The sequence below is a fragment of the Flavobacteriales bacterium genome (genome assembly GCA_016699575.1).
In the GTDB taxonomy this organism is placed as follows: domain Bacteria; phylum Bacteroidota; class Bacteroidia; order Flavobacteriales_F; family PHOS-HE28; genus PHOS-HE28.
Genome location: CP064979.1, coordinates 1,141,803 through 1,155,226, shown reverse-complemented (window position 1 = coordinate 1,155,226; position 13,424 = coordinate 1,141,803). Strand labels below are relative to the sequence as shown.

The 13,424-nt window shown below is 59.7% G+C and carries 10 protein-coding genes; 8 read left to right on the top strand and 2 right to left on the bottom strand.

Translation table 11 applies throughout. The features are described from left to right. The first annotated feature begins 408 nt into the window (after nt 1–408). The 8 genes from IPJ76_04765 (at nt 409) to IPJ76_04730 (ending at nt 9,874) form a co-directional block, all read left to right on the top strand. A complete protein-coding gene (locus IPJ76_04765) occupies nt 409–1,194 on the top strand; it encodes a polysaccharide export protein (protein ID QQR87543.1) in 786 nt (261 codons plus the stop codon). Then, on the top strand, nt 1,191–3,533 hold the full coding sequence (locus IPJ76_04760; GenBank protein ID QQR87542.1) for a polysaccharide biosynthesis tyrosine autokinase: 2,343 nt from the start codon (nt 1,191–1,193) through the stop codon (nt 3,531–3,533). Before IPJ76_04765 ends, IPJ76_04760 begins: the two co-directional genes overlap by 4 nt. Nucleotides 3,534–3,545: 12 nt before the next feature. Then, complete coding sequence (locus IPJ76_04755) at nt 3,546–4,865, top strand: flippase (protein QQR87541.1); 1,320 nt, start codon at nt 3,546–3,548, stop codon at nt 4,863–4,865. After that, a complete protein-coding gene (locus IPJ76_04750) occupies nt 4,862–6,139 on the top strand; it encodes a hypothetical protein (protein QQR87540.1) in 1,278 nt (425 codons plus the stop codon). Before IPJ76_04755 ends, IPJ76_04750 begins: the two co-directional genes overlap by 4 nt. Then, nucleotides 6,136–7,131, top strand: a complete 996-nt coding sequence (locus IPJ76_04745; protein ID QQR87539.1) for a nucleotide-diphospho-sugar transferase — start codon at nt 6,136–6,138, stop codon at nt 7,129–7,131. Before IPJ76_04750 ends, IPJ76_04745 begins: the two co-directional genes overlap by 4 nt. Nucleotides 7,132–7,209: 78 nt before the next feature. After that, nucleotides 7,210–8,523 carry an O-antigen ligase family protein gene (locus IPJ76_04740; protein ID QQR87538.1) on the top strand — a complete coding sequence of 438 codons (1,314 nt, stop codon included), beginning with the start codon at nt 7,210–7,212 and terminating at the stop codon, nt 8,521–8,523. Further along, on the top strand, nt 8,520–9,341 hold the full coding sequence (locus tag IPJ76_04735; GenBank protein QQR87537.1) for a glycosyltransferase: 822 nt from the start codon (nt 8,520–8,522) through the stop codon (nt 9,339–9,341). The genes IPJ76_04740 and IPJ76_04735 overlap by 4 nt, the downstream gene beginning before the upstream one ends. Then, nucleotides 9,338–9,874: a serine acetyltransferase gene (locus tag IPJ76_04730; GenBank protein ID QQR87536.1), complete on the top strand. Its 537-nt coding sequence runs from the start codon at nt 9,338–9,340 to the stop codon at nt 9,872–9,874. Before IPJ76_04735 ends, IPJ76_04730 begins: the two co-directional genes overlap by 4 nt. Here IPJ76_04730 and IPJ76_04725 read toward each other — a convergent pair. Continuing rightward, nucleotides 9,849–10,550: a hypothetical protein gene (locus IPJ76_04725; protein QQR87535.1), complete on the bottom strand. Its 702-nt coding sequence runs from the start codon at nt 10,548–10,550 to the stop codon at nt 9,849–9,851. The two genes, IPJ76_04730 and IPJ76_04725, sit on opposite strands and share 26 nt — an antisense overlap. Before the next feature lie 107 nt (nt 10,551–10,657). After that, a complete protein-coding gene (locus IPJ76_04720; GenBank protein ID QQR87534.1) occupies nt 10,658–13,393 on the bottom strand; it encodes a right-handed parallel beta-helix repeat-containing protein in 2,736 nt (911 codons plus the stop codon). Nucleotides 13,394–13,424 lie beyond the last annotated feature (31 nt).

Below are 13,424 nucleotides of genomic sequence, written 5' to 3'. Positions count from 1 at the left end.
TTCCCTGAGCGATTCCCGCCTACCTCCATTCACCATCCGGGCAGGCCGATGAATGCAGGGAAGTAGCCGTTGAGGGCGGAATGAGGAAAAGTAGCGACGGGATAGATGTAGCCCCCTACGGGCTACGGAGAACAAGCCCCGGCAAACGCCGGGGCTTGTTCATTCTTGTAGTGGAATGGTGGAACGCTCGGGCCCTACCAGATCCTCGCTACCACCTACTTCGGGCTGAGGAGAACAAGTCCCGGCATCCGCCCGAGCTTGTCGTTTTTGGGATTGGTATCCCCGATCCAACGGATCCATCGATGGCCAACACATGCTGGCCGTGCTCGAAACCCTGCGCTAGGCCCGCACGTATCTTTCGCCTTCTTCAAAACGGAACGGCCGCTTACTCGGCCCCAAACCACCAGTATGCAGCAGAAAGGAGCATTGTGGCTGATCGGGATCGTACTGATCGGCAGCCTGGCCTCATGCGTGGGCCGCCGCGACATCAACTACCTCCGCGACAAGTCGCTCAGCACCGAGGGCGCCAAGCTCTTCGAGAACAAGAAGTTCGAGTACCGCGTCCAGGTGAACGATGTCCTGAGCATCCGTGTGATGGGGCTCGATGACGCCACCTCGAAGTTCTTCAACGTGGAGAGTGCCAACGGGACCATCGGAATGACCGATGCTTCGTTGTACATCAACGGCTTCGGCATTGACAAGAATGGACAGGTGGAGCTGCCCACGATCGGCAAAGTGAAGGTGCAAGGGCTCACCGTTCCCGAAGCGCAGGACGTCATCCAACGCAAGATCAACGACCGCTTCAACAACGCCACGGTCATCCTGAAACTGGTGAGCTACCGCGTTAGCGTGCTGGGCGATGTGCAGCGCCCCGGTACCTATTTCGTCTACAACAACCAGATCACCATTCTTGAGGCCCTGGCCCAAGCGGGTGGGGCCAATGAGTTCGCAGACAAGGAGAAGGTGACCCTAATGCGCCAGAGCGATCGTGGTGTGCAGGCCATCTACGTGGACCTGGGCAGCACCGATGTGCTCACCAGCGAGTACTACTTCCTGCTGCCGGGCGATGTGGTTTACGTCCCCACGTTGCGGGCCCGCGTAGGCCGCCACAATCTCGATCTGCTCAGCATCCTGTTCGCCGCGGTGAGCGCTGCGGCGTTGGTGGTCACCGTCGTGAACAGCCAGAACCAATGAGCAAGGAAGCAGTCGGCGACAGCATTGACCTGAAGGCCATCTTCGGCAAACTGCTCAAGGTGTGGTGGCTGTTCGTCATCACCGTCGGCCTGGCCGTTGCTGCCGCCTACGCCAAGTACAAGACCACGCCCAAGAGCTACTTGGTCGGTGCGTCCATCATGCTCAGCGAGAAGAGCCGCAGCGCGTTCGGTTCATCCAATGAGGAATTCCTGAAGGGCACCGGCTACCTGCGCAACAGCGCCGACATCGAGGACCAGATCGCCGTATTGCGCAGCCAGACGATGTTGCGCAAGACCCTGACGAACCTGAAGGACAAGCCGTTCGGCATCAGCTACCTCAGCAAGAAGAACTACCTCACTCGGGAGCTGTACGACTACCCGCCGTTCACGGTGGTGCTCGATAGCAGCGTGAAGCAGGTGACCGGCTTGCCGGTTCACGTGAAGGTGGATGAGGCCGGCAAGAAGTTCACGGTGAATGTGAAGGGCAAGAACGTGCCCTTGTATGATCCCAAGACGGGTACTGGCGTGGACGACTTCCGTGCCCTGATGGATTGGGAGAAGCAGTTCTCATTCGGGGACACAGTAAAGGAGGACAACCTCGCTTTCCGCATCACGTTCGCTGAGAATTACCCGTACGATCCCAAAGCCGACTACTTCTTCTTCATCAACTCGCTGGAAGGCCTGGTGGACAGCTACGGACAACGACTGGGCACCGAGAGCATGGGCGAGAAGAGCAACATCGTCGTGCTCAGCATCGTGGGGGAAGCGATCACCAAGGAGAAGGACTTCCTCAATTCGCTCATGGCCACCTACATCAAGCATGAGCAGGACAAGCAGAACTTCAAGGGAGAGCGGACGGTGAAGTTCATTGAGAAGCAATTGGATGCCAGCAGTGCACAGTTGGATGCTGCCAAGAGCGCCATGGTCAATGCAGAGACGGCGGCTGGCGGGACGGGCAGCAGCGATGCTTTGCTGACAGCCCTCGTGGGTCAGAAGGCCGATCTTGAGAACCGGTTGAACAGGATCAACATCCAGATCGACTACCTCAACAGGATCGTCTCCACGATGAGCAATCCTGATGCGAACAACGTGGCTTCATCGGCCGACGTGGATGACGCCAGTTTCGCGTCGCTCATCGAGCAGTACAACCGGGACGTCACGGACCTGGTACAGAAGCTGGCCGTCGACAAAACGGGCACCGCACCTCCCACGATCGCGCTCAAGCGCAAGGTCCGCAACATCCGCGAGCAGATCGTTGGCAGTGCGAACAACCTGTTGGCTCGCATGCAGTTCGAGAAGAACAGTGTTTCCGGGCAATTGTCCAGTGTGCGCGGTACCATCTACTCGCGACCAGGAGCGGCGGCTGAAGCCGAGGCCGAGCGCAGCAAGTACAAGCTCAACGAGAGCATCAACAACTATTTGATGGAAAAGATGTTCGAAGCGCGCATCGCCATCAACTCCGATCAGGTGGACAAGACCGTAGTGGACTATGCACGTGCTGCCGTCGGTGGGCCCGTGGCGCCGGACAAGAAGACGCTCTTCGGTGGTGCGCTGTTGCTGGGGCTGCTCATCCCCATAGGATTTGTTCTTGTGCGTGATTTCCTCAACGACACCATCGGCGACCAGGATGAACTGAAACGCCTCAGCCCGATCCCTCTGCTGGCCACCATCCCGGAGAGCAAGCGCAAGCGCATCACTCCGGACGAGCCGAAGAGCTTGCTGGCGGAGGCCTTCCGCACGGCCCGCATCAACCTGCAGTACCTGAACGCGGATGCCGCGAGACAGGTCGTGGGTTTCACCAGCAGCAGCAGCGGCGAGGGCAAGACCTTCTGCGCACTGAACCTGGCCACGGTGATGGCCCTCAGCGGCAAGCGCACCATCATCATCGATGCCGACATGCGCCGTCCGCGCGTGCAGGAGTCGTTGGAACTGCAGGACGGCCATGGCCTGAGCAACTACTTGATTGGTGAAACCGCGCTCGATCACATCATCCGCCGCACCGACATCAACGGGCTGGATGTGATCACGGCCGGTCCCATACCGCCGAATCCGCTGGAGCTGGTGGAGAGCGCGCACATGGCCGATCTGTTCAAGCAGTTGCGCAACCGCTACGACCAAGTGATCGTGGACGCCAGCCCGATGGGCTTGGTGAGCGAGTTCGTCATCCTCACGCGCCACATCGATGTAACGCTGTACGTCGTGCGCCAGGGCAAGACCCACCGCAAGGACCTGCGCTTGGTGAACGAGATGTACGCTGCGGGCAAACTGGGCCGCATCGACCTGCTGTTCAACGATGTGGACAAGAGCGGCACGAGCGGATACGGCTACTACGTCAAGTAAGCGGCGCCCTTGATGCTCAAGAGCGAAGGCGCGCGCAAGTACCTCGCGAACACCTCATGGATGTTCGTGGAGAAGGTGGTGCGGTTGGGCGTGGTGATGGTGACCACCATTTTCACCACGCGCTATTTGGGCGACCAGCTCTTTGGCCAACTGAGCTATGCCAGTGGTTATGTGGGGTTGTTCTTCGCGTTGACGAGCATGGGCCTTGATGAGATCGTTGTCCGCGATCTGGTCCGCAAGCCCGAAAGAAGGGACGACATTCTTGGTACAGCGGCGATGCTCAAGTTGTTCGGGGCATTGCTGTTGGTTGTCCTCACCACTGCGGTTGGCTTGTTGAAGGGCATGGATGGCGAGACCCTCATCTTGGTCGCGATCATCGCCGTTGCTGAGCTGCTGAAGCCCTTCGTGGTCGTTGAATACTGGTTCCAAGCACAGGTGCAGGCGAAGACGAGCAGTATCGTCCTCATTGCCCAGGCTTTGATCAGTGCCGGATACAAGTTCTTCCTGATCGGTATCGAAGCGCCATTGTCCTGGTTCGCATGGAGCTACGTGGTTGAAATGCTGGTGATGAGCGGCGGTTACCTCTGGGCCTACGAGAGGAGCGGGGCCACTTGGCGCACCTGGAAGTACAGCAAGGACCTGCTGAAGGAGTTGCTTCAACAGAGCTGGCCATTGATCATCTTCGGCATTGCGCTATACGTGCAAGCCAAGATCGACCAGGTGATGATCGGCGACATCCTGACACGCACCAAAGGCCAGGCCGCAGCCTTCAAGGAAGTCGGCCAGTACAGCGTAGCGCTCAAGATGATCGAGGCCCTCGGTTTCTTGCCCGTTATCGTGCAGAAGAGCCTGGCCCCTGCGATCACACGGGCGAAGCTCGAAAGCCGTGAGAAGTACGAGGACCGGTTGCTGAACCAATATCGCCTTATGTTCCTGATGTTCGTCGTCACCGCTGTCCCGTTGTTCTTCTTGGCACGCCCCGTCATCGTCCTCTTTTTCGGTCCGGAGTTCGAGCCCGCCGGTGTGCTCTTGGGCTGGTTCAGTATCCGCTTGCTCTTTACGAACATGGGCATGGGAAAGGCCAGCTTCATCACGAATGAGAGCTTGTTCAAGTATTCGCTGATAACCGCCGTGGTCGGAGCGTCGTTGAACATCGCGATCAACTACCTCCTCATCCCGACCATGGGCTCCTTCGGCTCCATATGGGCGTCGGTGATCTCTTTCACGGTAAGCCTCATGCTCATGGACCTCCTCTTCAAGGACACCCGCGCCAACTTCGGTTGGATGATGAAAGCGATGTTCAGCTTCTGGAAGTTCCACCGCGCCACATGACACGCATCACCGACCGCGACCTGGTGCCGGTGAAGCCGGCTTTGTTCAGCGACTTCGCCTGCCCGAAGTGCAAGGCGGGGTCCGTTTCCGCCCAAGGCGTGCTCTTCCCCGGCGCACATGTTCTGGGCGACTACACCTGTACCAGTTGCGGAACCGCGTTCGTGCGCGACCTGCCTGTGGGCTTCGCAGTGGATCATGCGGTGAGCATTGCCAAGAACGATGGCTCGTTGCTGGACCGCAACGGAGCCGAGAACTGGTTGATGGACCCGCTGCTGAAGGCGTTCAGCAACCGCAGCGATGCTCCCGTGAAGATCGAGCGCAAGGTGAACCGGGCCTGCAATAGGATCATCCTGCTCGATACGATCGACTTTCTCTATGGGCACGTTCTGCTGAAGCTCTACAGCGCGCAGCATTACATCGACAACTATCCCGATCACGGCGTAGTGGTCATCCTGCCACGCATGTTCGCATGGTTGGAGCCGAAGGGTTGCGCCGAGGTTTGGATCGTTGATGTGAAGCTCGGCCAGGGCCAGGTTTGGCACAACGCCATCAACGCGTTCGTGCGGGAACGTTTGGCCGAGTACGCTGAGGTGAACATGGGCCGGGGCTGGGCCCACCCGGACTTCACGCGCATTGACATCGAACGCTATACAGGCATCGCACCGTTCAAGCTGGAGGAGTTCAGCACACGGCCGCCGCACATCACGTTCGTGGCAAGACAGGACCGGCTTTGGTTCCCGAACATGGTGGACAAATTCCTCTTCCGAACGCTCGGTGCGGTGGGTTTGCTGGGCTTTGCTCGCAAAGTGTGGAGCGGGGCGCAGGATCGGCTCATCCGCAGCAGCATGCGGGCGATCAAGAAGGAGTTCCCCGCCTGCACCTTCAACGTGGTGGGCCTGGCGCCTAGTGGGGGCTACGGAAGTTTGGCCGAAGACCTGCGCACCACCAGCATGAGCAAGGACGTGGAACTGGCGTGGTGCCGCGCCTACGCCAAGAGCCAGCTGGTGGTGGGCGTGCACGGTAGCAACATGCTGCTGCCAACCGCTTTTGCCGCCGGGTGCATCGAGATCCTGCCCAGTGACCGGCAGGGCAACATCGTGCAGGACATCAGCGTAAGATGGGCCGACCGCATGCAGCTCTTCCTTTACCGTTTCGTCGGCGAGTTCGCCTCGCCCGGCGAAGTGGCCGACCACGCGATCGGGATGCTGCGCTATTTTGACCTGTACCGTTTGCACAACGTCACCAATACCTTCACGCAAGGCCCGCGTACATGAGCGCTTTCACGCCACCGGCCCCGTTGCGCACGCCTGTGCTCTTCATCGCCTTCAAGCGGTTCGAGGAGAGCAAGGCCGTGATGGAGGCCATACGCGCTGCCCGGCCACCACGGCTCTACTTCGCCAGCGACGGTGCGCGCAACGACAAGGAAGCCGTGGACGTGCAGAAGGTGCGCGACCTGGTGAAGCTCGTGGATTGGCCCTGCGAACTGAAGACCCGCTTCAGCGAGGTGAACCAGACCGTGAAGTTCGGTCCGCCTGCCGCCATCAGTTGGTTCTTCGAGCACGAGGAGGAAGGCATTATCCTGGAGGACGATTGCAAGCCGATGCCATCGTGGTTCTGGTTCGCGCAGGATCTTTTGGAGCGTTACCGCCACGATGAGCGCGTGTGGATCATCATGGGCAACAATCTCATGCCCGAATGGCCCGCGCGCAATGGCGAGAGCTACTACTACAGCGCGCATGGCTACGGCGCCTATTGGGGCTGGGCCAGCTGGCGCCGCATGTGGAAGAAGTACGATCTGCACATGCAGGACTGGCCTGCTCTCAGGGACGGCGGCCTTCTCAATGGCCACTTCCTCAGCAAGGCCGAAGCTCGCGAGGGTATTGAATTGTTGGAGAAGAGCTGGGACGGCCGCATCCACAGTTGGGACTTCCAATTGGATTATGGCCGCATCGCCAATGGTGGCGTGAACATCATTCCCACGGTGAACCTGATCCGCAACATCGGATTCGGTGCGGGCAGCACGCACACGGGCAGCTACCTGGACCCGCGCAACAAGGATGCTGCAGGCGATATGGTTTTCCCCCTGAAGCATCCGACCTTCATGGTGGTGGACAAGGAACGCGACCTGGAATACTTCGAGAAGTACATCGAGCCGAGCATGCTGCGGCGCTTCAAGAACCGCATCAAGCAGGCGTTGCCCAAGGAGGTGGACCAAGCGATCACTCCGTTCCTTGGCAAGATCCAACGGAAGTTGGGCATCAACTGACAACGGGCAATTGACAACCCCGGCACGGCCCCGGCCCCACAGCGGCGGGTGCGGATACCTTGGCGCCGACCATTCGCCGTGATCAGCAAGCGCAAGCTCATCAACTTCCTCTTCCTCATCGCCCTGCCGGTTTATGGCATCGGGTGTTGGTTGATCGTGAAGAAGAGCCCCACGGTGGGCTACTTGAGCGCGTCCATGGGCTATTTGCTCATCATCCTCATCTGGGCCGTGGATCGTTTGTACCAGCGCGTCTTCGTGCCCATGACCAACCGTGTGTTCTGGTTGACGATGTTGTACATCGGCACGCTTGTGTTCATGTACTGGGTGGGTTTGCTCGTGCATCGGGTGCCGCTGCTGGGTCTTCCCAATACCATCGGACAAACGGTGCTCACACTCGTGCCGTTCCCGGCGGCTGTCATCGTGATGATCTACAACCGGGAAGCGGAAGACTTCGATTTTCCGGACCTGCTGCTCAAGAGCTTGCTCGGTCTGCTCATCATCAACTACCTGGGGTACGGAGCGGGCATGCACAACCTCATGCACAGTTTCCCGGGACGTGTAAGCCTGCCGTTCGCCACCGGGATCTACGACGGGTCGCACCTGGTCGCGTTGGTGAACATGATGCTCCTGTTCCGCATCAAACCCGCAGAGTTCTCCACACGGCCGCTGCGCTTCTTCAGCTACGGCGGGCTCTACCTGGTGAATCTGGCCGCGATGCTGAGCATCAACAGCCGGCTCTCGTTCATGGTCTTCCTCGTCTTCACGGCCTTGTTCCTGTTCAAGGTGATGAAGGTGGCGCGCGTCTACGTGGTGTCCCTCTTCACCATGCCCATCATGATGAGCTTCGCGCTGCTCATCTATGCCGTGCTCAGCTTGCCGCTCTTCGCCAGCATTCTGGGCCGGGTGAACAAGGAGGACGTGACCTCCTTCAACGGCCGCACCTACATCTGGGAGGCTGTGTGGGACTGGGTGGTCAGCGATCGCCGCGGGTTCTGGCAAGGTCTGGGTTACCACGGCCACTTCAAGATCGGAATGCTCGATGAAGTGGCTCGGTTGTGGGGCGAAGAAGACGCATACAACCTGCACATGCACAGCACCTTTCTCGAGGTCCTCACCAGTCAGGGCGTGCTGGCGCTCATCCTCTTCTACTGGCTCATGTGGACGGCCTACAAGTCCTATCGGGATCGGTACATCGGCGGGTTCAGCGAGGCACCGCTCTATGCCGCCATGATCTACATCCTCTTCGTGTACCAGATCGACATATTCGTGCACGGCGTGTTCATCGGTTATGTGGTCTTCATGACCATGCTCGCCTACTTGGCGGTGGACAAACGATACGTGACGCGGCCCGACCGCTTGCTGAACGGCGAGCTCGTGAACAGGACACCATGAACGGAGGAAAGCGCACCAAAGGAGAACGCAAGCAGGGCTCGGCCGAACTGCCGCTGGTGAGCATCGTCACCGTGGTGTACAACGGGGAAACCACCCTGCAAAGGACCATCGATAGTGTGCTCGCCCAGGACTATCCGAACATCGAGTACATCATCGTTGACGGGGGCAGCAAGGACGGAACGGTGGACCTCATCAGGCGTTACGGCGATCGGCTCGACTTCTGGGTGAGCGAGCGGGACAAGGGCATCTACGACGCCATGAACAAGGGCGTTTCACTCTGCTCCGGCGAATGGGTCGCGCTCATCAATGCGGACGACTGGTACGAACCCGGTGTGGTGAAACGCATGGTGGAAGCGGTACGCAACAAGCCCCAAGTGAACGTGGTGCACGGCGACATCTGGATCCACTACGAAGGAGGCGGCAAGAAGATGAAGTTCGCCAAGCGGAACGGCTTCCTGCTCAAGTACTGGGAGATGGTGCTCAATCACCCGAGTTTTTTCGTGCGCCGGTCGTTCTACATCGATAGACCTTTCCGCACCGACCTGAAGATCGGCGGGGACCATCACTGGACCTTGCGCGCCTGGATGGAAGACAAGGATGGCTTCCTCTACCTGCCCGGAGCATTGGCCAATTTCAGCGCGGGCGGTGCCAGCATGACGATACCGCTTTCGAAGTCCCTGGACGAGCGGAAGAAGCTGAGCGAGGCCGTCGGCATGGGCACCCTGCCCTCGTTGTTGGCGCAACTGGTCACGGTGGCGCTGCACGTTCCCAAGCAACTGAAGCTCTTCTTCAATCGTTCCGTTTCAACCCCAGCATGATCATGGCCGCCAGCGTTTGGAACATCGCGCAGGACTGGAACGCGAACGCACGCAACCCGAAAGGAAAGCTGGTGATGCTGTGGTTCCGCACGCTGCACCTGTTGCGGCAGAACACGCTCACGTTCATCCTCTTCCTCCCGCTCTTCCTGGCTTACCGGGTCACGGTGGAGTGGTTCCTGTGCATCGAACTGCCTTGGAAGACGCGCATCGGTCCGGGCTTCCGCATCGACCATGGGCAGGCGCTGATCGTGAACGACGGCACCGTTTTCGGTGCCGACTGCACGGTGCGCAACAGCACCACCATCGGCAACCGCAAACTGAAGGACGGTACCTACAGCCGCAGCCCGCGCTTCGGTGATCGGGTGGACATCGGCGCGAACGCGGTGATCATCGGGCCCATCACCATTGGCGATGATGTGGCGATAGGTGCGGGCGCTGTGGTACTGAAGGACGTTCCTGCGCAACACATCGCCGTGGGCAACCCGGCGCGCATCCTGCCGCGGCCGATCAATTCTGCGCAAGGCGCAGCGTGAATTCAGGGCGGAAGGTCTTGAGGTGGTCGAGCAGGGTGTACACGAACAGCGAGAGTCCGATCATTTCCATGATCTCCTCCAGCGCGTTCAACAGCAGGTAGAACATGCTCGTTTCGCCGCCGTTGACAGTGGCCGCGCCTTCCAGCATCTCAACGCCCAATGCACCTCCCACGAATACGCAACCACTGGCCATCATGAGGAAAAGCGTGCGCCTGGGCAATGAGAGCAGGAACTTGCCGAGCACGATGCCCAGTGCCAAGCAAGCCAAGCCGTAAGGGATCACCCAGGCATATAGCAGTGCGGAATGGGGTATGCTGCCCATCAACCGGTGCATGGCTTCTATGCTCTTTTCGTGGATCTGGCTGCCCTCATCGATCGCGAGGAAAACGAAGACAAAGGCGAGCAGCAGCCATTGCCAGCGCTTCCGGCCGTTGGGACGGTCGAGCCGCATCAATGACCACAGCAACAGGCCGTTCACGAGGAACAAGCCCACCATGAACAGCGTGGGCACGTTCGCTTCGTGGTCCAGGTCGAACAGCATGGTGAGGGCCTTGGCCTTGATGCCGTGGCCTTCACGCAAGTAGAGGAGCACAAGGTGCAAGGCGCTGAGGACCGCCGAGACGTTGAGCAGCACGCGCAATGCCCGCTGCGGACTGAATGAGCTTTGAAGGAGCACGGGAGGTGAAGTGGGGGCGGGTTGAACGAAGCGTGTTAAGCGAAAGTTATCGCACGAAGGGCGCGCCCTGACCGGACGCGCCCTTCGCGCTTGGACGGAGAGAACCGCTATTCCACCACCAATCGACCGTGTTGGGCGCCGTTGGCGGTGGTCATCAATACGGTGTAGGCGCCGGGTGCCATGGTGCTGTCGAGGCCGAAGGAACGTGTACCGGGAGCCAGTATAAGCCTACCCATGGTGCGGCCTTGTACGTCAATGAACGCCACGTTGGTGGTCTCACTGACGGGGGTGCCCAACTGAACGGTGCCACCTGCGCTTGTGGGGTTCGGGTAGAGTCCGATCGTGGCGCTGGCGCCCTCTTCTTCAACACCGGTGCTCAGACCGCAGAGAATGTCTTCCTGGCGAACGAGCATCATGCCCTCGAACGGTTGCAGGGTGATGCTGCCGCTGTGCAGCACACCGTCCACATCGGCCCAGCAGCCCGTGAGGGCGATGGTCTGCGCGGTCGTCTGGTTGTTGAAGTGCAGCACGTGGTCCACGTACGGGTCCACCTCCTGCACGGTAACGCGCTCCACCTCAACATTGTCCAACCAGTACACGGGCTCCTGCCAGATGTTCTCGAACCGGGCGTAGCCGCCTTCGCTTTGGCCCACTTGGAAGATCAACTCCACATCGCGGCGCGTGGGACCGAAGGGGATGTACTTGTCGCCGTAGGCATTGGGGCCGGTCTCCTGGCTCACCGTTTTGAAGCCGGCGCGCACCTGGCCCACGGCGGTGCTCTGCACGGCGAACTTCATGCGGTACCACTGACCTGCCGTTACGTTGCTGTTGGTGGTGTGGCGCAAACCGAACGTGGGGTACATGTTGCCGTTGGGGAAATTCACCTTGCAAGCACCGTTGTCCAGGTAGGTATAGTCGTGCGTGAGCTGAGCATTCGTGGGCCAGCCGCCCCAACCGGTCACGTTGCTGTCGAAGTCGCCGTTGGGGGTTAGGTTGTTGCCCAGCACGCTCAGTACCTCGTACTTGTTCAGGTGCTGCGGGCTCACATGGCTGTTCATGTCCTCGCCACGCTCCGTCTTCCAGCGCTCCAGGCTGAAGCGCTTGTACCAGGGGGCGAACACGTTGTGGATCACGATCACCATCTCGTCCCACGGGTTGAAGTAGTAGTTGTTGCTGAAGGTACCGAAGTCCACCGGGTTGCTGCTGTACACGTTGTACATCCATAAGCAGATCTGCTCCTGCTTGGTGCAGTACATCACGTTGCCGCTGTACACGTCGTTGTAGGCCGGCATGTAGTACGGAGGCTGAGCGCCGGGCCCGGTGTTGTTGCTGGCGTCGCTGATGCTCATCTGGATCTCGTTGTCGAAGAGCACGTTGTCCTTCACCTGGTTGTTCAGGCTCACCATCGTATGGTCCACATGGATGCCGCTGCCCGCGCAGTGCGCCACGGTGTTGCGCTGCACGGTGGTGTTCTTGATCGAAGTGTTGCCGAAGTAGATCCCGTGATTGATGGGCACGTAGTTGTCGAAGTTCGGGGCACTGCTCTCCAGGTTGCCGATGAGGTCGGTGATGATGTTGTCCTGGATCGTGAGCCCGTCGCAGTTGTCGAAGGCGATGCCGCCGCCGTCGTTCAGCGTGGCCATGGCGTGGGCGATGTAGTTCTTCTCGATCAGGCCGCTGCCCTCCGGGTTCAACGCGATGTAGCCGATGTTGTCGAAGGTGTTGCCGCTCACCACGTAGTTGTTGCCCGTTACGCGCAGGCCCATGTAGCCCCAGGTGCTTTCGCCAAGACCGGGATGCAAGGCGATGTCCTCGAACGTGTTGTTCGTGGTGGTGCCGTTGTCTTCCAGGATGTGCGCACCGGTGCCGAACGTGCGCTGTATGGTGTTGCCGGTGAACGTGCCGTGGTGGCCGAAGCTGTGGATGCCTTTGTACGTGTCCGCGAACTGGCAGTCCTGCACGGTTACGTTGTAGCCGCCGCTGTTCATCACGCTGGCCTCCGTCTGGTGGCGGAAGTCGAGGTCCTTGACGATGACATGGTGAACGTTCCAGTGCACGAAAACGCCGTGGGGTTTCACGGCCGCCTGAACGGTCAGTGTGTTCGGGTCGGCATTGTTCGGTGCGCGGAAGTACAGCTGGTCGGTGGCTCCATCGTAGTACCACTCACCAGGCTGGTCCAATTCGCTCAGTTTGTTCTGGATGAAGTAGCCCCAATGGAGTTGTGCCAGGTTGCTGAACACCGTGGGGAAGGTGATGGTGGTTCCCGAATGCCCGCTGATGATGGGTGTATCGTAGCTCCAGTTGCTGCTGCGCACCACGAGCTGCGCGCCCACCCAATAGCCATCGGGCTGGGTCAAGGCGGCGTCGGTGATGTGGGTGGCGCTGCCGTTGTCGTTGCGCAGCCAGCCGGTGTTCGGGTAGCGCGCCAAGGTCATCAATTGACCAGCCAAGTAGAGGAACTTCACGTCCTCGCTCACGGTTGTCTTCCAGATGTTGCCGCTGTGCACCGTCCAGTTCGTAGCCAGCACGCTGCCGCTGATGATGGGTGCGTTGCCGGTGCCATAAGCGCCCACGGTGATCGGCTGGCTTGCGTTGCCGCTCAGTGGGATCTCCAGCTTGCCGCGGTAGGTACCTCCCCGTTTGAAGAGGATCTGGTCGCCCGGCTGCAGGCTGAAGATGCCCTGCATCATCCGGCCAATGGTTTTCCACGCCTGGGCTTGGCTGGTGCCCGTGTTGGCATCGCCGCCATCGGGACTGATGTAGTAGGTGGTGGCATTGCTGCTCAACGAGGCGCCCCATGTGAGGCAAGCAACGAGCAACGAACGGGTACGGGTGAAGCGCATTGAGCTTGGTTCTGGGGCCTTCAACCCCATG